The organism is Microcoleus sp. AR_TQ3_B6, from assembly GCF_036702785.1.
Lineage (GTDB): Bacteria > Cyanobacteriota > Cyanobacteriia > Cyanobacteriales > Microcoleaceae > Microcoleus.
In genome coordinates, this window is sequence record NZ_JAUBVJ010000030.1 from 1 (window position 1) to 19,878 (window position 19,878).

Genomic DNA, 19,878 nt, shown 5'->3' on the forward strand with positions numbered 1-19,878 from the left:
AATAGCATCTATAACTGGATGGGATTACATTTTGTCAGCCCTAGCTACTGTTGCATGATTTTTGAAAATTGGTATAATAAAGATACATCCACTTAAGCCCAAGGAAATATATGAAGTAGTAATTCAAGTCTGGCGATAAATATTTGAATCTATTTTTACCAGCAAAAAATATAAAATAGGTGTCGATTTATTTCCTCGCCCCCAAATTATGGGATACTTTTTGCACGAACTCATCCCATTAGAATTGGGGAGGCGATAGCCAGGAATTTGGCGTCGCGAAGAAACTGCTACTGAAAAATATCTGGTCTGTCTTCTAGATGATTGCTTCTCGATCGAGATTAAAACTTCTTCAAGTAATCGTAATACATATGGAAATCGCAGTTTTCCTCAACTAAGCACTACTGGTATAGAAGGAAAGAAGAATAAATCGGGCTATTATCTTGTTGTTAATTTCCAGAAAGTCAACCAAAAAAATCAATGCTCACAACTACCGCAGATTAATTTAGTCAGATTTGGATGGTTAGACCGAGAAGATTGGCAATGTCAAGCCTCTGCCACTGGGCAACAAGCGAAATTAAGTTCGGATATTGAACGTTATAAATTGCTGGAATTACCAACTTTAAAATAAAGATAAATGTGCTTCTCTGAGTTCCTTGTCCATCAAAAAATTATCTATTCTACTAGCGACAATCTCACAGTAATCAGCCCTAATTTCAAATCCAATAACTTGTCGCTGCAAACCCAGAGCCACAATTGCTGTAGTCCCGGAACCCATAAACGGATCTAAAACAATTTCGTTTAAATTCGATGCAGACTTGATGATGCGATCGACAACAGCAACAGGAAATTGAGCGGGGTGAGGCGTGCGTTCTTTTGAAGCTCGGTTTTTCCCTGACGTAACTTTTGGGAACTGCCAAACATCCGTCGGATTTTTGCCTTTTAAGTTTACTTTAATCTTGCCGTTCTTTTTCTGATTCGGATATTTCACATTTGGGTCGCGCACTTCATCCAAATTAAATGTATACTTGTCTTGATTTTTCACATACCAGAGAAACTTTTGATTGCGGGGTGAAAAGAACTTGCTGCCCGCAACTCCCGCGCCGTAGTTCCAGACAACTTCTTGAATCAGATAAAAAGGCACTTTGTCTCAAAGCAGGTAGGAAATCCCAATTGCTTTTGCCCGATCGCGAATTGACAAATAACCTAAATTCAGCCAAAACGCTCCTCGGTCGAGCGTTACCCGGTAAACCTCCGCTATCCACTGCTAGCACCAGTTTAAATACTCATCTAACACCAAGAATTTTTCGTACTCTTTGCCGATGTTATAAGGCCCGCTGGTAACGGTTAAATCTACAAATTGATCCGGCAGCAGCTTCAATGCTTCCAAACAATCCAGGTTATAAATTAGGCAATTAGGAGCTTGGAAGTACGGTTTACCTAAAATATTCGCGATCTCAGTCAAGCTCATGAAACATTGGGGAGAGATTTTGTTGACAAGATGCAATAATTATAGTAAGTGAGTTGAGAAAAATTGTCAAACTCATCTGGACTGGGGAATCGCCCTGTCGGAAACAAAAGGTTACAATCACAAATACATTCTATTTCCATAACATTACTGTTTATAGCTTGAACTCCTCAGTGCCAAATAACAACTCCTCAACTCAATCCTTTCAATTTGACTCGATCGACAGCGCCCTCGCAGACCTCAAAGCAGGTCGCCCCCTGGTAGTAGTCGATGACGAAAATCGCGAAAACGAAGGCGATGTGATTTGTGCCGCCCAATTCGCCACCCCCGACAACATCAATTTTATGGCGGTGAACGCCCGGGGTTTGATTTGTCTGGCATTGAGCGGCGAAAGGCTCGATCGCCTGGAACTGCCCCTCATGGTCAGCAAAAACACCGACAACAACCAAACAGCCTTCACCGTCAGCATCGATGCAGTCAACGGCGTCAGTACCGGCATCTCCGCCGAAGACCGGGCGCGCACCATCCAAGTAGCCATCCACCCGGACACCAAACCTCAAGACTTGCGCCGTCCCGGTCACATTTTCCCCCTGCGGGCGATAGACGGTGGCGTCCTCAAACGCGCCGGTCACACCGAGGCCTCGGTTGACCTCGCCAGACTCGCCGGGCTGTATCCCAGCGGCGTGATCTGCGAAATTCAAAACCCCGACGGTTCGATGGCGAGGTTGCCCGAGTTAATCGACTACGCCAAAACCCACAACCTCAAAATAATCAGTATTGCCGACTTAATTAGCTACCGGCTCGAGCACGATCGATTCGTCCGCCGCGAAACCGTCGCCAAATTGCCCACTCAATTCGGCGAGTTTATGATTTACGCCTACCGCGACACCCAAGACAACTCAGAACACGTTGCTATTGTCAAGGGCGACCCGGCAGAATTTAAAGACAAACCCGTGATGGTGCGGGTGCATTCCGAATGCCTGACCGGCGATGCTTTGGGTTCCCTGCGCTGCGACTGCCGGATGCAACTGCAAGCGGCACTGAAAATGATCGAAAATGTCGGTTCTGGCGTCATAGTTTACTTGCGCCAAGAAGGTCGGGGTATTGGATTGGTAAATAAACTAAAAGCTTACTCGCTGCAAGATTTGGGATTCGATACCGTAGAAGCCAACGAGCGGTTGGGATTTCCCGCCGACTTGCGGAACTACGGCGTCGGAGCGCAAATGCTCAACGATTTGGGAGTAAAAAAAATTCGGTTGATTACCAACAACCCCCGCAAAATTGCAGGTTTGAAAGGTTACGGAATTGAAGTAGCCGATCGCGTCCCCTTACTGATTGAAGCCACAGATTACAACTCGATCTATCTGGCAACAAAAGCCGAAAAACTCGGTCATATGCTGCTGCAAACTTATTTAGTAACAGTGGCGATTCAGTGGAACGAAACGAAGGAAGAAGCCAGAAGCCACAAAGCAGAAGGACAAGAGGAAGATTCTGCCATTCAAAATCGGTACGAACACCTGGAGAAACTGCGGCATTTGGCCGCTAGCCAGCATTTGCTGCTGCAAGAAGAAGCGCGGCCGGTGGGAATAGCCCTTTTTGGAGAAGGCTCCCTCATCGTTCACCTCGGCTTCGATCAAGCCGGACTCTGTGCCCCCGACTGGTACTCTGAGGTAAACCATCCTTACGTCAAGGCGATCCGCCACATTCTGGCTTCCATCAGCACCCAGCCGAATTTGCAAACATTAGAATTGATGGTTTCCTCCGGTGGAGATCCGCTCAAAACCCTGCAAGTTCAGCTCGATCGCGAGACATTCCCTTTGTCGGAATTAGTCGGAATTTGCGATCGGCTCGAACCTCAAAAAATCTACAGTTTTGCCCCTATTCCCTGAAGGCTGAAGGTAGAAGGCAACCCCCCTATCCCAGCAGGGGGGAAAGCCCAAGCCCCGAAAAACAGTGAATTTCAGAACAATACTTGTTGATACCAACATCTTCCTTTCGTCAGAAAGCAGCAGCCCCGAAAAACAGTGAACAACAATGTTTGTTGATTGCAGTCTAACAAGTCGAGGCAGCGAACAATTGAGAGAGTATAGTAGATGCACACATTTATCTTATTGACAAGTATTAATAGTCATTAAATTATTCCAGAGGAATTTTACTTAATGTTAATTTTCTTAGATATTGATGGTGTCCTTATTCCTGAGCGAAGACATGAAACACCTGGCTCGCTAGCAGAGCTAATGAAATTTAATTCAGATTGCCTTAATCACTTTGAAAATGTCCTCCGTTCCTATCCTAATGCGCTAGTAGTAATTTCATCCTCTTGGCGTGAAATATTCCCCTTCGAGGTAATCCCACCATTGTTTTCACCAGATATCGCTAGCCGTATTATCGGATTCACCCCTTTCCTCAATCCCAAAAATATTCACCAACACAAATATCTACGACACCAGGAAGTTCTGGAGTATCTGCGACAAAATCAAGCAGAAAATTTACCTTGGGTAGCCATTGACGATATTCCCGAACACTATCCGCCAGATTCGCCAGTTGTGGCTATTGATGATTACAATGGTTTTGACCAGAACTCAGCAAAGGTACTTTCAGAATATCTAACTTGATTTCAAATGTTAGGAAAAAAGTATCGGAATAGAGGGGGCAAATTGATATGGAAATGAACGCTGGTGAATTACTGCACCGGCTCGACTTCAGGGGGCAAGCGCTTAAAGGTGCTGACCTCGGAGGTGCGGAACTCCGGGGAGCCAACCTCAGAGGCAGCGACCTCCGAGAAACCAACCTCAGCAACGCTATTCTCAGGTATGCAGACTTGATCGAAGCCGACCTCACCGGCGCCAATCTCAGCGGGGCGGATTTAGCTGAATCATTTCTCAATTTAGCTAACCTCACTAGAGCCGATTTGACCAGTGCAGTCCTCCGAGAAGCTACTCTCGTAGGAGCCGAACTCGTGGGCGCCAACCTCAAACAAGCAAGTTTGATCAAGGCTAATTTAGTTGGAGCAAATCTCCAGGAAGCCAACTTAACCAGAGCCAACCTCAGCGGAGCCGATTTTCGCGGTTCTCAGTTGAGCAGCGCCATTTTAGACAAGGCCGTATACAACAACCGGACTATCTTTCCCGAGGATATTGACCCGCGTGCAATGGGAGCATTTTTGCTAGCTCCCAATGCTTCGTTCCCCGGCTTAAATCTGGCTATGGTAGATTTGACCGAAGCCGATTTAAAAGGAGCCGATTTGCGGCGGACAAATTTATACCAAGCTATTTTATTTGGCGCCAAACTCGATCGGGCAAACTTAGCAGGAGCCAACCTCAGCGGAGCGGACTTGAGGGAAGCCAGTTTGAACGCCACGATTTTAGAAAAATCTGTTTACAGCAACAAGACTTTGTTTTCAGAAGGTATCGACCCCAGCCTGGGCGGAGCTTATTTGATTGCTCCCAATGTATTGCTGCAAGGGGTAAACTTAACCGGAGCCGACTTAAACGGGTCAGATTTAAGTGGATCTAATTTGAGCGGTTCTAACTTAAGTTCGGTCAATCTCAAAAATGTAGACCTCAGCAGAGCTAGCTTAAAAAAAGCTTACCTCAAAGGTGCCAACTTGGAGGGAACAGATTTGAGAGGAGCCGATTTAAGCGGCGCAATTTTAAAGGAAGTAAACTTGAGTTCTGCTGACCTCCGGGGTGTAGACTTAACAAGGGCAGACCTCAGTGGCGCTAATTTAAGCGATGCCGATTTGAGGGAGACAGATTTCACCGGAGCTACTTTGCTGTTCGCTAACTTGAGCGGGGCAGACTTAAGAGGTGTAGACTTGACAAAAGCTGACCTCAGCGGCGCGAAGTTAAACGAAGCTGACCTTAGAAAAGCAGATTTGATGAGAGTAAATTTGGAGGGAGCAGATTTAACTGAGGTAGACTTAAGCAATGCTCATTTATTCCGGGTTAATCTCAGAGGTGCTAACCTCAAAGGTGCTAACCTCAAAGGTGCTAGTTTAAAAGGGATATTTTTGACCGACGCTTATTTGAGCGAAACGGATTTGACCGATGTAGAGCTGAGCCAGAGTTTTTTTGAAGAGCCACTAGAATCGGAATGGTAATTCGTTGAATGTTAACAATCGAAAATCAAAAATCGCCCAGCGAAAATGGCTCGATTATTAACAATCTAAAATCTAAAATCTAAAAGGGCTCGTCGGAATGGTAATTCGTTGACTGTTAACAATCGAAAATCAAAAATCGCCCAGCGAAAATGGCTCGATTATTAACAATCTAAAATCTAAAATCTAAAATCTAAAATGGATCGACCGTTAGGCTCTGTTATTCAAGGTTCCCTCAGCAAGGGATTAGAAGTGCGACTGCACGCCGATGTTTCGGTGGAAGATATGAGGGTGGGAAAATTTCTAGTAGTGCGGGGGGTGCGATCGCACTTTTTCTGTATGCTCACCGACGTGTCTCTCGGAACTTCCAGCGCTCGCATTTTATCAAATCCTCCCAATCCCAACGACGATTTTCTTCTAGCAGTGCTAGCCGGTAGCAGCACCTACGGTACCATAGAACTCTCGCCGATGTTGATGTTGACTGCAGAACGAGAAAAACAGCAGGCAATTTTCGACCCCCTAGGCGGCCCAGTCCGCGAGAACAAGTTGGCGTTAGGAAATTTGGCTTCTTTTGAGTCACAAACGGGGGCCGATATGGAGTTGCTGCCGGTCAAAACTATTCCCAGCCACTTTTCCCAGGTGTTTGATGCCAAAGAAACCGATTTTCGGGCAGTTTTTGGCTGGGAAGATGACCCGTACCGCCGCAATTTTGCGATCGGCAAACCGATTGACATGGACGTTGCTGTGTGCTTGGATTTAGATAGGTTTGTGGAACGCAGCAACGGAGTTTTTGGCAAGTCGGGAACGGGAAAATCTTTTCTGACTCGCTTGCTTCTATCGGGAATTATTCGCAAGCAAGCTGCTGTTAATTTAATTTTCGATATGCACTCGGAGTACGGGTGGGAAGCTGTTTCGGAAGGGAAACAGTTCAGCACTGTTAAAGGTTTGCGGCAGTTGTTTCCCGATAAAATTCAGATTTATACCCTCGATCCAGAATCGACCAAACGCCGGGGAGTCCGCGACGCTCAAGAGTTGTTTTTGAGTTTCGATCAAATTGAAGTGGAAGACATCGCCCTAGTGCAGCGCGAGTTAAATTTGTCGGAAGCTAGTATCGAAAATGCGATTATTTTGCGAAATGAGTTGGGAAGTGCTTGGATCAACAAGTTGCTGGAAATGACCAACGAAGATATCCAAATGTTTTGCGAAGAAAAGCGGGGAAATAAGTCTTCGATTATGGCTTTGCAGCGCAAATTAGAGCGGCTGAATGATTTAACATACATTCGGAAACGCTGTCCGAAAAACTATGTAACAGAAGTTTTGCAGTGTTTGGATGCTGGGAAAAATGTAGTAATTGAGTTCGGTTCGCACTCGGATTTGCTGTCGTATATGTTGGCGGCAAACGTGATAACTCGCCGCATTCACGGATCTTACGTGCGGAAGGCTGAGAAGTTTTTGCAGACTAAAAATCCGTGCGATCGCCCGCAGCCCTTGGTAATTACCATAGAAGAAGCTCACCGCTTTCTCGATCCGGCGATCGTCCGATCGACTATTTTCGGTACAATTGCCAGAGAAATGCGAAAATACTTCGTAACCCTGCTGATTGTAGACCAGCGTCCCTCCGGCATCGACGCCGAAGTCATGTCGCAAGTCGGCACCCGGATCACAGCTTTGCTAAACGACGATAAAGACATCGATGCTATTTTTACCGGCGTTTCAGGAGGGCAGAGTTTGCGTTCAGTTTTGGCAAAACTCGACTCCAAACAGCAAGCATTAGTTTTGGGCCACGCCGTACCCATGCCAGTAGTCGTGCAGACTCGTCCTTACGACGAGCAATTCTACAGGGAAATCGGGGATATTGACTGGCAAGAAATGCCCGACGAACAAGTATTTGCAGAAGCTGAAGCTGCCAAAATGGATTTAGGATTTTAACAACAGATTAAACCATTATAAAATTCCTCTTTATCAGCGTTAATCTGCGTGCATCTGCGGTAAAAAAATCTAATTCCTATGTTTTAATAATTAATTCAACGCGGCGGTTTTTTTCCCTCCCCACCGGGTTGTCTGAACCGTCTAAATTATTATTAGGAGAAATCGGTTTAGCTTTGCCGTACCCTTTGGTTTGCATTCGGGTATTCTGCACCTTAAAAACGTTAATAAAATAATATTTTACCGCGGCGGCTCGCTTCTGGGAAAGATCGAGATTATAGGAATCTTCCCCGCGGTTGTCGGTGTGTCCGTTGATGAAAATTTGGGCGTTTTTGTAATGTCTCAGCAGCAGATCGATCTTGGTGAGAGTGGGTTTAGCTTGGGCGCGGACGTTATATTTGTCAAAATCAAATAAAATAGTTTCTGGCACATTAATTCTGATGCCTTCAGGTACTTTTTCGGCGTTCAACTCTGTTTCAATGTTTTTGACAGTCTCGGTTGTTATTTGAGTTGGTAGCTGCTCCTCTGTCGCAGTTTGATTGGCGGTGATATTCTCAATTTTTACTGTAGTCTGAGCAATAATTTCAACTTTTACTGTAGTAGGAGTAATTGGTATTGTTTCTAAGGTTGTAACTGCTGTTGATTCTGATTCAACCGTATCGACTTTGGGGGATTTACTGGCAGCTAAATGAGAGGATGAGGTCGCGAAAAGCAATGATGAGATTATCGTAGTATTAATCAGTCTAATTAGGTTGGTCATTTCTCAATTACCTGTTAATGGGAATATTGTAGAATAGGGTAATAGTGCTACCATCATTTATAGTGGAATACAGCCCCAAATACTTGGCTTTCGGTTGTAACCAACCTACAAATACAAACTGCCCTTTGAGCGTAGTGCCTGGTTTAATCAGAATTTGGGTATTATTGGAGGGAGGTAATAAATTATATCGTTGGTTATAGTTGTCGTAGAGATACATACCATCTTTACCATTAAGCATTACAACTTCCTTGCTACCATTTGTAATCGCCATAGTCACTATAATGCTATCTTCACCAAAGGTAATTTTGGTCAGCCGTCGCCATAGTTGGTTAGTGATAACCCGGAGGTCGTAAGTTTGTGCAGGTGGCAGAGAGTTTGTAGGTTTTTGGGCAACCTCTAAACTCGTTTGAGTCGGAATTGGTGTAGGATTTGGAGATTGAGTTTGAATTGGCCCAGGAGTTGGAGTATTGGGTGCGGGCGATGCGGCGGGTTCTTGTGCTCTTGGTGTTTGAACGGGAGGTGAAATTGATGGAGTTTGAATTGCCGTAGGAGTTGGGGTAGTGGGTGCGGACGACGCGGCGGGAGCTTGTGCCAATGGGTTTTGCACACAGGCGACACACACCAGCGATAGTAATGCTAATTGTGGGAAATTTTTAGCTTTCATTGCTGCACCCGATCGAGCTTTTGTGCTAATTTTAATTGAGAGTGGTAGCTTTTGTTGCGGGTTTAATCTAGCCTTGAGAATTAAATGAGCTACCAAGTGCGAGATCCCTTAAAATCTCTTTAACTAGAAATTACGATCGAACGTCAAAAAAATTAGCCCCCAGCTTGGGATCCGAAGCTTTTCCCCTTTCACCCCCTCACCCCTTATCCCTAACTTCACAAAAGTTGCCTAAGCTTAAATATGGTTGAGCCTCGCGGCACAATTGAGCTCAAACAGCCCCACAGCCAGTTTTGATACACCTTTACTTACTCGCAGCCGAATTTGAGTAGCATACTCCCAGAAAAATGTCAATAAATATTTAAAATATTTTAAAGAGTAAGTGGCAGTGAATACGGCGATCGAGTTCGGTTATCTCGCATCGCAGCATCTAGGCAGGGAGAAAATTTCAAGCGATGATGGAACAGAGAGGAAAACAAAGCCCTGGAATTGCATGAGTCTGTTTGCATGAGTATTGTGAAGTTGAGTGACGCTTAAAACGACCAGGGAATTTAAAAGCTTAAGGAAAAATGTAGAATCTTGACCTTAAGACAGAGGTTTTTACTCTTTACGATCCTCAAAATTTGGAATAATATTGAACAAAGTAAAGTCTTACTTCACTTCGCCTTGAACTAGCCGTTAAAGCTAGCGAGTTATCCAAAATCGATGGGATTACTGGGAAATCAAGCACAAAAGTAATCCCAAACAACAAGCTTCTACCGATCGTCACCGATAAACAGGAGGGGAAACATCCCCCTTGTCGCAGTCTTTATCCCACTTGCAAAAGTGGGACAGAGTATCACCAACTTTTTATCTGTTGTTACAAGGAGTGCAAAACTCACCCATGTCCACCACCACCCCCAAAAACAAAACAGTGAAAGCCGATCGCATGGGCAGCCGGCCATACTCCTCAACGGATACGGTTCGTGCCTATCTGCATGAGATCGGTCGCGTACCCCTGCTAACCCGAGAAGAAGAAATTGTTTTCGGGAAGCAAGTGCAGCAAATGATGAAATTAATCGAAGCAAAACAAGCACTTGCTAAAGAATGGCAGCGGGATCTGACTCTTCAAGAGTGGGCTGCCGAAATGGAGTTGACCGAACCTGAACTGAACCGGATATTGCAGTTAGGGCGGCGCGCCAAGCAAAAGATGATTGAAGCGAATTTGCGGCTAGTAGTGGCGATCGCCAAAAAATACCAGAAACGCAATATGGAATTCTTGGATTTAATTCAAGAAGGTACTCTCGGTTTAGAACGAGGAGTCGAAAAATTTGACCCGATGCGGGGATACAAATTTTCCACATACGCCTACTGGTGGATTCGGCAAGCAATTACCCGCGCGATCGCCCAACACGCCCGCACCATTCGATTGCCAATTCACATCACCGAAAAACTCAACAAAATCAAAAAAGTGCAGCGGGAACTCACCCAGCAGTTGGGCCGGTCTCCCTCCCCAGCGGAAATTGCCACCGCCCTAGAACTGCACCCTTCCCAAATTCGGGAATACCTGCTGATGGCAAGACATCCAGTTTCTTTAGACTTGCGGGTAGGAGATAACCAAGATACCGAACTGCAAGAACTCTTAGAAGACGAAACTGCATCTCCAGACAACTACATTACCTCGGAATTGCTGCGGCAAGACCTCGATACTTTGATATCAGAACTTACCCCCCAGCAGCGAGATGTAATAATTCTGCGCTTCGGTTTGGAAGACGGCACCGAAATGTCTCTAGCGAAAGTCGGAGAACGGCTCAATCTCAGCCGGGAACGGGTGCGGCAGCTAGAACATCAAGCCCTCGCCCACCTGCGGCGCCGCCAAGCTCAAGTCCGAGAATACTTGGCTAGTTAGTCAGTAAAAGAGTTGAGATTTTTCCCAAAATCTCAACTCTTTTTTTCGTGTTGGCGTGGCTGGGAAGAATACTTTTATACCCGTAAAAACAAATGTAACTGTAGCTATGTGCTCCAAACCATTAGGGAATAGGTCACGCCAAATCCTTCAATTCTTTAATCTAAAATATCAAATCTAAAATGGTATTATAGCGGTTCTCGGAAAGATGAGGTATTCACCAATTAATTAACAATTCCCCAATCCCCCAATCCCCCAATCTCAAATCTCAAATCTCAAATCTCAACTTGTACCTCATCTATCTGAAAAAGGCTATATTTGAGGGGTCGATCGCGCGGGGCGGACGCAAAAATTGTCAAAACTAATCTTAGATTTAACTTCAGGAGGCGGGCGCTCGTTCATTCAAGTTAATACCCAGCGTTAAGCGGTTGAACACAAAGCGGTAAATCTGTTTAAATCTGTGTATAATTGTGCATATTAGTAAATTGCTGAGATTAAGGAAAGCCACGTATATATGGTAGGTTCCAAGAAACAACAGAAAACTGAAGAAGTTTACACCCCGGTGATACCTGTTGTCTCTTGTGCCGACGAAACTCAGGTTGACCGGATCGCGGAACTGTGCAGAATCTCCAGAGCTTTAACTTACAACAAATTAGGTTCTGTAAAGCGATGGGGACTCGACGGTCAGAAGGCAAACCCCATTGTTCGTACAATTCTAAAAGCCACAGATATCAACTTGCAGTCAAAGTTATGGGAATGGTCAATTAGCTACACAATGAAAGCGATTGCCGCCCAACAAGAAGCCGCGAAGGTTGGCGTTGTCCGTGGGATGGGGCGCACATATCCTTTAAGCCCAGTCGAAAAAGAACGCACAAATTCGTGGTTGAAAACAGCCAAATCTACCAAAAATAATGATTCACTATTAAAGTTTCCGAAAGCGGAAACGGAGATATTGCGAGACAATCTCTTTGATTTACTGCACAACGACACCTCTTATGGTGACGAGATTGCCGCGGCTTTAAGTAAGTTGATGACTGCTAAATCAAAGCGGAGTGTCAGCACCGATCGCAATAAATACCGACAGCGTTCTTATATTAAAGACCTTGACGATCCAATCAAAGTCAAAAATATATGGGGAAACAATCTGGCTCACAAGGTTAAATCCAGAAAAATTCAGCGAGAGCGGGCAACCCTACAGAATTTTATTTGCAGAGATTTGAAGAAACTCATCACTTCACCGACTCGAATCTTTGCCGAAGACCTCACTCAGCCCATCAGTGGCAAGCACCAATCTAAAGCGATAAATCGCCAGCTTAATCAGTGGATGAAAAGTAGATTGCAAGCTTCATGGGAGAAAATCTCTAGGGAGACAGGATCGAATTTATCAGTGGTAAATCCTGCTTACACTTCGCAAATGTGTTCTCAAACCGGGACGTTATTGGGTAAACGGGATGGGGATGTTTTTACCGCTTATACCGAGGTAGTGATTCAATCTGATAAAAAGGCCGCGCTGAACATTCTGTATTGTCGCTCTGATAGCGAAATAAATCGCTGGATGAAGTATGCGGAAGTCGGCAAGGTTTTACTGTTGCCGACAGTTCGATATTTGACTTCAATTGGCAAATCTGTTACCGAAGTTTGGGACTTAGGATGGATCAATCCTAAGTTTAAAGTAGAAGCGATCGGGTGGGAAGATGAGTATCACCGACAGGGGTAGTCGGTACGGTTACGCAATTAGTAGATGGGATAGTGTCCAAGCTCGACAATCCTCCTAAGGGGAACCATCAACAATTGAAAACCAGCAATTGAGACACTTCTAGTCGATCGGCATAAATTTACGTAGATTTAGTTTACCGCAGATACCCGGTTTCTTTAGGAGCTTTTTGAAACTGGTACAAGAGGTGCTTCGAGGCAGCTATTTTAAATTTTGGGGTCTGAAGTGGTTTTGACTTATTTGATATTGACAGGAAGTTTAGAATCGATCGCGATCGTGCTTGCTCTCTTGCCCGGTAACTTCAGCATCGCATTCCCCGCACACCGGGCACAGGATCCGGACATCACATCCGGAGTTTTCAGGTCGCAATCTCCCCCAAATCCTGCGCCAGATACAGCTAGCACAGGTTTAGCAGATGGCATTTACCTCTACGGCGAGTCGAGCAAGCCAGATGAAATTAAACAAGAATATTTTGTATTTGAAATGCGCCAGAGTAAGGTGGTAGGCGCTTATTACCTGCCTCGGTCTGCTTTTTACTGTTTTTACGGCACAAGCGATCGAACTCAGTTAAATTTAATAGTAGTGGACAGTTACGACGGCAGTCGCTCTCCCTACTCCGTAAACCTGCAACAGTATTACCGAATTTCCGCCGTCAGCGAGAACGATCGTCGCATCTTGGGTATTTGCAAGGAAGCTCACCAACAGCAGGTGTGGGAAAAGTAGCCGACAGTCGCAGCCCCAGCAGTCAGGGTTCAGGGAACATCAGTAAAATTTCTCCTGAGTTGAGAATTTCGGACGGACACCACACATACGGCAAGATGAAACTGCGTCGGAAAACACTATCTATCGTTGGCATTACCATCGCTGGACTGACTGGCATTCTGTATGCCGCCTCCTCAAGCATCCTTTTAGGCAGCCTTATTAAAGCAGAAGAACAAGAAGCCACACAGGTCGTCAAGGGAGTGCTCAGCGTGTTCGGGCAAACAGCCGACGACTTCAACTCGCGCTTTGCCGACTGGTCGGCCTGGGACGACACCTACGCTTTCGTCCAAAACCGCAACTCAGAATTCATTGCCTCCAATTTAGTTCCAGAAGGGCTGGCTAATTTGAGAGTTAATATAGCCGTATTTGTCAATACTTCTGGCAAAATAGTTTACGGTACGGGTTTAGACAGCGAAAAGCTGAAACTAACGCCTGTTCCAGAAGCATTAAAACGGCACATTTCTCTCAGTGACCCGCTGTTGCAGCACCGCAACCCCAACAGCAGCCTCGCTGGTATCATGCTGCTGCCCTCAGGGCCGATACTGATTACTTCCCGGCCAATTCTCACGACTAAAAGCACCGGCCCGATCCGAGGCACGCTGGTATTCGGGCGCAATTTGGATGCTGCGGGCATTGCGAAGCTTTCTAAAATTACTCGCTTGCCGCTGATAGTACACAGCGTTAATGAGCCTCGGTTGCCTGCAGACTTTCAGAAAGCGCGGGAGAAACTGTCGGAAAAAAAACCGATTTTGGTGCGTCCTTTAAGCGAAGAATCGATGGCGGGTTACGCTCTGATCCGCGATATTTACAACCAACCTGCGCTGCTATTGCGGGTGGATATCCCCAGAGAAATATATCGGCAAGGTCAGATCAGTTTGCTGTACCTGCTGGTGTCTGTAGTGTTAGCGGCAATTGGGTTGGTCGGCTGCACTCTGCTGCTGCTAGAGGGTCTGGTGCTATCTCCGTTGAGCGGTTTGGCGAAAGCAGTGAACTACATCAGCAGCAGCCAAGACCTCTCGGTGCGACTGCCGGTGACGGGCGAAGACGAGTTATCAGACCTTGCCCATACTATCAACGGAATGCTTTCGGCGATCGCGGTCGCCGAAAGCGAACAACTTGAGGAAAAAGCCCGCTACCAAGCCGTAGTCGAGCAAGCTACAGATTGCATTTTCCTGTGGGACGCTCAAACCAAACGCCTTTTGGAAGCCAATACAGCCTTTAGAAACTTGCTCGATTACAGTCTTGAGGCGATTTCGCAACTGACTATTTACGATATCATCGCTTACTCTAAAGACCTAATTGACGACAATATCGAGTTGCTGTTGATGGACAAACAATTCAGAATTGGCGAAGTTCTCTACCGCCGCCGAGACGGTTCCTGCGTGGACGTGGAAGTCAGCGGGAGCGTGATTTCCTACGGCGGCCGCGAGATTATTTGCACTGTGGTCCGCGACATTACCGAGCGCAAGCAAGCTGAAGCCGAACTGCGAGCCTCGGAAGAACGCTACAGACTTTTGTTTAAAAATAACCCCCATCCGATGTGGGTTTACGATTTAGAAACTCTCAAATTTATAGCCGTCAATCAGGCTGCTGTCCAACACTACGGCTACACTCGCGACGAATTTCTCAACATGACCATTGCCGACATTCGTCCCCGCCAAGATGTGCCGAAATTGGTAGAAAATATATCCCAAGTAGATGTCGGTATTGAGTTTGCAGGTGTGTGGCAGCACCTGAAAAAAGACGGAACAATTATTGATGTAGAAATTACTTCTTATGCCCTGATATTTGATAGCAGAAAGGCTGAATTAGTGCTGGCTCACGACGTGACCTGCCGCTTGCAAGCCGAGGCAGAAATGTACAAGGCAAAGGAAGCAGCAGAAGCAGCTAGTTTGGCTAAAAGTCAATTTTTGGCCAACATGAGCCACGAACTGCGAACTCCTCTGAATGCGATTATCGGTTACAGCGAGATTTTGCAAGAAGAGGCTTTAGATTTGGGCGAAGAAATTTTTGTGTCGGATTTGGAGAGAATTCACAATGCAGGTCAGCTTTTACTAAGCTTAATTAATGATATTCTCGACTTGTCAAAGATTGAAGCCGGTCACGCGGAACTTGAATTAGAAGCTTTTGACGTGTCCGAGGTAGTTCAAAATGTAGCGAGAACTGTTAAACCGCTATTTGTGCGAAACAGCAATCGCCTGAATGTTGAGTGTCCTAATAATATTGGCAATTTGTATTCCGATCAAATTAAGTTAACTCAAATTTTGTTTAATTTGCTCAGCAATGCAGCTAAGTTTACTGATAAAGGGACAATTACACTCAGCGTTGAAAGAATTAAAAATAACGAAAATAGTGGGGATTTTGAACAGTTAATTTTTAAGTGTACTGATACGGGGATTGGCATAACTCCTGAACAGCTACAAAAGTTATTTCAACCTTTTACGCAAGCGGATGCTTCGACTACCCGCAAGTACGGAGGTACGGGTTTGGGTTTGGCAATAGCGCAGAAATACTCTCAGATGCTGGGGGGAGAAATTACGGTGAATAGTGAGTTTGGCAAGGGGTCAACTTTTACTTTAATATTGCCAGCATAGATCTATTTTAAATTTAAGATTTTAGATTGGGGAAAAACTCCTGATTACAAACAATATGAATACGGGCTTTTAGTGAGGGCTTCATATCATGTCCGGTCCATTACCCGACCTCAGGTAGGGGCGCGTTCACCAACAATATCTGCCAACAATTGACCATCTCAAAAACCCGCCCGGCCGGGATATTCTGGTCAATCATCGGACATGATATCAATCCTCTCCCAATCAACTTTAAGCCAATTGGGGAGGCAGCATCCCATTTTTGCAAATATACCCTACAAAATTGGGATGCACCCCTTCTGACTCTTCGTCGTGAATAAAATAGTCCTAAACGGGGGGTTCAGAAACCGGGTTGGATGGACAAAAAGACGCGTTGTGACCCGCAGATTCGGTAAAAAACCCGGTTTCTTTGTCGGAGTGCGTCAATCGATTTTAGATTTTAGATTTTAGATTTTAGATTGACCCCACGGATAAATTCGGGGGCTTGAGGATTTTCGATTTTCGAAAAGGGATTGATTCCACGGATAAATCCGGGGGCTTGTACCATCAAGAAATTCTTGGTCAGTTTGGTAAAAACAATATTAATACTCAATACCTGGCTGAGCTTTAATGCCTTGTTCTCGGAATGGATGCTTAACTAATGTCATTTCTGTCACCAAGTCTGCCCGTTCAATTAGCGCTGGCGGTGCGCCTCTGCCTGTTAAAATAATGTGGGTTTCTTCGGGTTTTTGTTCTAAGCCGGAGAGCACTTGCTCGACTTGCAAATAACCTAGTTTTAATGCTATATTGACTTCATCTAACAGCACTAATTTAAATTCGGGATTGCAGATAAAAGTTAGAGCTTTATCCCAGGCTTTTTGAGCTGTTTCAATATCTCGATCGCGGTCTTGCGTGTCCCAGGTAAAGCCTTCTCCCATTGCGTGAAATTCTAGCTGTTTTTCCCAGAGTTGAAAAACGGCTTTCTCTGCGGGTTCCCAGGCGCCTTTGATAAATTGTACTATGGCGACGCGGTATCCGTGACCGAGCGATCGCACAACCATTCCCAAAGCGGCTGTAGTTTTGCCTTTCCCGTTACCCGTATTGACTATAATTAAACCTTTTTCTTTTGAGGAGTTAGCGATTCGCTGCGCCTGTACTTCTTGGCGGCGCTGCATTTTATGTTTGTGCTGTTCGGCTGTTAGGGAAGTGGTTTCTTTCGTTTCCATTAGATTTTTTTTAACCGCAGATGAACGCCAATAGACGCTGATGAATGCAGACTTTTTAGTTATTGCCAGACTAGCTGCAAGTTTAGCACGAAACCGGGCAAAACATCTTCTCCTGAAAGTTCTGCGGGAGATTCCACTATTTCTACTTCTTGTCCTTGGCGATAGATTTCGACTCGGCGGGTTTTGCGGTTGATTAACCAACCTAGTTTTACTTGGTTGTTCATGTATTCTTGCATTTTGTCTTGGGTATCTTTTAAACTATCGGTGGGCGACATTAATTCCAAGACAAAATCTGGGGCGATGGGAGGAAATTTTTGTTTTTGTTCCGGAGTAAGTGCGTCCCATCTTTCCTTTTTTATCCAAGAGACATCGGGAGAACGATTTGCACCGCTGGGCAGTTTGAAGCAAGTTGAAGAATCGAAACAAATTCCCAGTTTGGTTTGTCGGTTCCAAATTCCCAAATCAGTAGCTATTTCAAAATTGTAATTTCCTGTTTCTCCTCCGGTAGGTGGCATGATGATTATTTCTCCTTTGGCGTTGCGTTCAAATTTGACATCGGGGTTTTCGCGACACAGTTGATAAAATTGGTCGTCGGTTATTTGGGCGATCGAGTTGAAGTTGATGGTAACTGCTATCATGGTATTTTATCAGGATGCGTTGGGATTTTTAAGCCACATAATGTATGTGAATGCGGATCAATGCCGAGCGATGCCGATGCTGTAAATATTATTGATGAAGGAAGGAGGATTTGAGTTGTAGTTTTTGGGAGGCACTGGTGATATCATTATATCATCTACTGATAACTAGCTCTCAATATTTTTATAAAAAGCTTTTTGTAGGAAACACTTACAGACATACCAATAATAAAACGCAATGTTGATTTCGCTAAACAATTTAGGTACTCCCTCTAGTAAACTGGAGAATATCTTGTTTTTCAAATGCAGGGAATCCACGCCGATCGCAAAAAACAACAAGCCCAAACCAGCTAACAATATTTGGTAGGGAGTAAACTTTAGTTCTCGCCGAAAAAACCATCCGTAGGATGACAAAACAACGGCGTACAAAAGACTTACTCCTAGCTTGGGGATTCCCAGCGCTACCATATATATATGAATTCGGTAAATTTCATTTAGTAAAAATCCACCTGTTAACAAAGCTGAAAACAGAATAAATCGATTTTGTGAATTGCGCGGTTGAATAGTTAGAGCTAATTTATAGGTGAAAGTACAAACAATGACTGGTACAGAACATAAAATCTGGAAAGTCCGAGTTAACAAGGCGATATTGGGATTGGGGGAAAAATAAGGGTGAAAGAATAAATCGCTGACTTTTAAGCCGGAAAGTTGAGTGAAAATTATCAGCAGCGCCACTAGGAAGAAGGATAAAGAATTTAGTCTAAAAACAAAGCGAGAAATAGTCACAAGCAATTAATATCACAAATTAGGTTGACTGCCCCAATACAAAAAAATTATATCACCACTATCTCTGGATATTTTGCTAAACTTAATCAAGAGTGTAATCAAAACAAGGAGACAGTCATGCTGTCAGTGAAAGAAGCAGAATCGATCCTTCTAAATTTGGCACAACCCCTCGACAGTCAGCGGGATGTAGAAACTGTAGACTTGCTGGCAGCATCGGGGCGCATTTTGGCGGCACCTGTCACTGGTTCTCTCGATTTTCCTTATTGGGATAATTCAGCAATGGATGGGTACGCGGTGCGGTTTGCTGATGTTGAAAATTGTAGCGCCGAAAAACCAGCGGTACTCGAAGTTGTTGAGGAGATTCCAGCGGGATATCGGCCTAAAAGTACGGTGCAATCGGGGCAAGCGGCGCGAATTTTTACGGGTGCTATGATGCCAGCGGGTGCTGATACGGTGGTAATGCAGGAAGAAACTAGGCGAGAGGGCGATCGCATTTTTATCTTAGTTTCTCCTGAAAAACCGCAAGCATTTGTCAGGAACAAAGGCGCTTTTTATCAAGCAGGAACAACTTTGTTAACTCCCGGTACAGTTATCAATGCCCCAGAAATGGCGGTGTTAGCAACTGCACAGTGCATTCAAGTTCCCGTTTATCGGCGGCTGCGGGTGGCAATTTTTTCTACTGGTGACGAATTGGTATCGCCTGATGAACCTTTGGCACCGGGGAAACTGGTAGACTCGAATCAGTATGCTTTGACAGTTTTGTTGGCGCAAATGGGGTTTGAACCGATTCGATTGGGGATTGTTCCTGATAATGAAGATGCCTTAAATAAGGCGATATCCCGGGCTGTTGCGATGGCGGATGTGGTGCTTTCTACGGGGGGCGTCTCGGTAGGAGACTACGATTATGTCGAGAAAACTTTGGCTGATTTGGGAGGAAAAGTTCACATTAGTTCTGTGGCGATTAAGCCGGGGAAACCTTTAACGGTTGCTGGGTTTAAACGAGGTGAAAAAAATTCGGATTGTCTCTATTTTGGTTTGCCGGGAAATCCGGTTTCGGCTTTAGTCTGCTGTTGGCGGTTTGTTGTGCCTGCTTTGAGAAAGATTTCTGGGCTTGGCCCGGATGCTTGGGGGCCGGAGTTTGTGCGGGTTCGGTGTCATGCCCAATTGCGATCGCACGGTCGGCGCGAAACTTATGTTTGGGGTAAACTGCATTTAGTTGCCGGAGTCTGGGAATTTGAACCTGCTAGCGGCACCCAAAATTCAGCGAATTTAATTAACCTCGCGAATACGAGTGGTTTAGCAGTTTTGCCCGCATCGGAAACCTGGATTGGACCGGGCGAATTCGTTGAAGTTTTAAAAGTTAGTCATTAGTCATTAGTCATTAATCAT

16 protein-coding genes and 1 pseudogene are annotated in these 19,878 nt (G+C 45.1%); 10 read left to right on the forward strand and 7 right to left on the reverse strand.

The features are described from left to right. Positions 1–175 precede the first annotated feature (175 nt). Positions 176–628: pseudogene (locus QUB56_RS37260) on the forward strand (ScaI family restriction endonuclease). Here QUB56_RS37260 and QUB56_RS16180 read toward each other — a convergent pair. Next, positions 620–1,141, reverse strand: coding sequence for a site-specific DNA-methyltransferase (locus QUB56_RS16180; RefSeq protein ID WP_332956439.1), 522 nt, complete (start codon positions 1,139–1,141; stop codon positions 620–622). The pseudogene QUB56_RS37260 and the gene QUB56_RS16180 overlap by 9 nt on opposite strands. A gap of 123 nt (positions 1,142–1,264) precedes the next feature. Continuing rightward, on the reverse strand, positions 1,265–1,468 hold the full coding sequence (locus QUB56_RS16185; protein WP_332956441.1) for a hypothetical protein: 204 nt from the start codon (positions 1,466–1,468) through the stop codon (positions 1,265–1,267). A 170-nt stretch (positions 1,469–1,638) separates the two neighbouring features. On the opposite strand from QUB56_RS16185, the gene ribBA reads away from it, so the two are divergent. The 4 genes from ribBA (at position 1,639) to QUB56_RS16205 (ending at position 7,493) form a co-directional block, all read left to right on the forward strand. Next, on the forward strand, positions 1,639–3,354 hold the full coding sequence (gene ribBA, locus QUB56_RS16190; protein ID WP_332956442.1) for a bifunctional 3,4-dihydroxy-2-butanone-4-phosphate synthase/GTP cyclohydrolase II: 1,716 nt from the start codon (positions 1,639–1,641) through the stop codon (positions 3,352–3,354). Positions 3,355–3,624: 270 nt separating this feature from the next. Further along, on the forward strand, positions 3,625–4,080 hold the full coding sequence (locus tag QUB56_RS16195; protein ID WP_332956443.1) for an HAD domain-containing protein: 456 nt from the start codon (positions 3,625–3,627) through the stop codon (positions 4,078–4,080). 47 nt (positions 4,081–4,127) lie between these two features. Beyond that, entirely contained in the window at positions 4,128–5,567 is a 1,440-nt protein-coding gene (locus QUB56_RS16200) for a pentapeptide repeat-containing protein (protein WP_445243361.1), read from the forward strand. A 195-nt stretch (positions 5,568–5,762) separates the two neighbouring features. Continuing rightward, entirely contained in the window at positions 5,763–7,493 is a 1,731-nt protein-coding gene (locus QUB56_RS16205) for an ATP-binding protein (protein ID WP_332956445.1), read from the forward strand. A 76-nt stretch (positions 7,494–7,569) separates the two neighbouring features. Here QUB56_RS16205 and QUB56_RS16210 read toward each other — a convergent pair whose 3' ends face one another. Both QUB56_RS16210 and QUB56_RS16215 read right to left on the reverse strand, forming a co-directional pair. Beyond that, positions 7,570–8,250: an OmpA family protein gene (locus QUB56_RS16210; protein WP_332956446.1), complete on the reverse strand. Its 681-nt coding sequence runs from the start codon at positions 8,248–8,250 to the stop codon at positions 7,570–7,572. Positions 8,251–8,257: 7 nt separating this feature from the next. Next, positions 8,258–9,010 carry a hypothetical protein gene (locus QUB56_RS16215; protein ID WP_332956448.1) on the reverse strand — a complete coding sequence of 251 codons (753 nt, stop codon included), beginning with the start codon at positions 9,008–9,010 and terminating at the stop codon, positions 8,258–8,260. Positions 9,011–9,794: 784 nt separating this feature from the next. On the opposite strand from QUB56_RS16215, the gene QUB56_RS16220 reads away from it, so the two are divergent. From QUB56_RS16220 to QUB56_RS16235, 4 genes are all read left to right on the forward strand, one after another. Then, positions 9,795–10,799, forward strand: a complete 1,005-nt coding sequence (locus QUB56_RS16220; protein WP_332956450.1) for an RNA polymerase sigma factor, RpoD/SigA family — start codon at positions 9,795–9,797, stop codon at positions 10,797–10,799. A 511-nt stretch (positions 10,800–11,310) separates the two neighbouring features. Further along, positions 11,311–12,513 (forward strand): zinc ribbon domain-containing protein, encoded by a 1,203-nt coding sequence (locus tag QUB56_RS16225; RefSeq protein WP_332956452.1) that lies wholly within the window; start codon positions 11,311–11,313, stop codon positions 12,511–12,513. 222 nt (positions 12,514–12,735) lie between these two features. Beyond that, on the forward strand, positions 12,736–13,233 hold the full coding sequence (locus QUB56_RS16230) for a hypothetical protein (RefSeq protein ID WP_332956523.1): 498 nt from the start codon (positions 12,736–12,738) through the stop codon (positions 13,231–13,233). Then, positions 13,194–15,866, forward strand: a complete 2,673-nt coding sequence (locus QUB56_RS16235) for a CHASE4 domain-containing protein (protein ID WP_332956453.1) — start codon at positions 13,194–13,196, stop codon at positions 15,864–15,866. The genes QUB56_RS16230 and QUB56_RS16235 overlap by 40 nt, the downstream gene beginning before the upstream one ends. A gap of 578 nt (positions 15,867–16,444) precedes the next feature. On the opposite strand, the gene cobO is transcribed toward QUB56_RS16235, so the two are convergent. The 3 genes from cobO to QUB56_RS16250 all read right to left on the reverse strand — a co-directional run bounded on the left by cobO (position 16,445) and on the right by QUB56_RS16250 (position 18,489). After that, entirely contained in the window at positions 16,445–17,068 is a 624-nt protein-coding gene (gene cobO / locus QUB56_RS16240; RefSeq protein ID WP_332956454.1) for a cob(I)yrinic acid a,c-diamide adenosyltransferase, read from the reverse strand. A gap of 59 nt (positions 17,069–17,127) precedes the next feature. Continuing rightward, complete coding sequence (locus QUB56_RS16245) at positions 17,128–17,706, reverse strand: Uma2 family endonuclease (RefSeq protein ID WP_332956455.1); 579 nt, start codon at positions 17,704–17,706, stop codon at positions 17,128–17,130. A 165-nt stretch (positions 17,707–17,871) separates the two neighbouring features. After that, on the reverse strand, positions 17,872–18,489 hold the full coding sequence (locus QUB56_RS16250) for a hypothetical protein (protein ID WP_332956456.1): 618 nt from the start codon (positions 18,487–18,489) through the stop codon (positions 17,872–17,874). A gap of 117 nt (positions 18,490–18,606) precedes the next feature. Here QUB56_RS16250 and QUB56_RS16255 point away from each other — a divergent pair, with 117 nt between their 5' ends. After that, on the forward strand, positions 18,607–19,860 hold the full coding sequence (locus QUB56_RS16255; protein WP_332956457.1) for a molybdopterin-binding protein: 1,254 nt from the start codon (positions 18,607–18,609) through the stop codon (positions 19,858–19,860). Positions 19,861–19,878: the final 18 nt, after the last annotated feature.

Coding starts and splice junctions, on each gene's coding strand:
- QUB56_RS16210 (WP_332956446.1), bottom strand. CDS start 8,250: ATGACCAACCTAATTAGACTGATTAATACTACGATAATCTCATCATTG.
- QUB56_RS16245 (WP_332956455.1), bottom strand. CDS start 17,706: ATGATAGCAGTTACCATCAACTTCAACTCGATCGCCCAAATAACCGAC.
- QUB56_RS16200 (WP_445243361.1), top strand. CDS start 4,128: ATGGAAATGAACGCTGGTGAATTACTGCACCGGCTCGACTTCAGGGGG.
- QUB56_RS16185 (WP_332956441.1), bottom strand. CDS start 1,468: ATGAGCTTGACTGAGATCGCGAATATTTTAGGTAAACCGTACTTCCAA.
- QUB56_RS16255 (WP_332956457.1), top strand. CDS start 18,607: ATGCTGTCAGTGAAAGAAGCAGAATCGATCCTTCTAAATTTGGCACAA.
- cobO (WP_332956454.1), bottom strand. CDS start 17,068: ATGGAAACGAAAGAAACCACTTCCCTAACAGCCGAACAGCACAAACAT.
- QUB56_RS16220 (WP_332956450.1), top strand. CDS start 9,795: ATGTCCACCACCACCCCCAAAAACAAAACAGTGAAAGCCGATCGCATG.
- QUB56_RS16225 (WP_332956452.1), top strand. CDS start 11,311: ATGGTAGGTTCCAAGAAACAACAGAAAACTGAAGAAGTTTACACCCCG.
- QUB56_RS16195 (WP_332956443.1), top strand. CDS start 3,625: ATGTTAATTTTCTTAGATATTGATGGTGTCCTTATTCCTGAGCGAAGA.
- QUB56_RS16205 (WP_332956445.1), top strand. CDS start 5,763: ATGGATCGACCGTTAGGCTCTGTTATTCAAGGTTCCCTCAGCAAGGGA.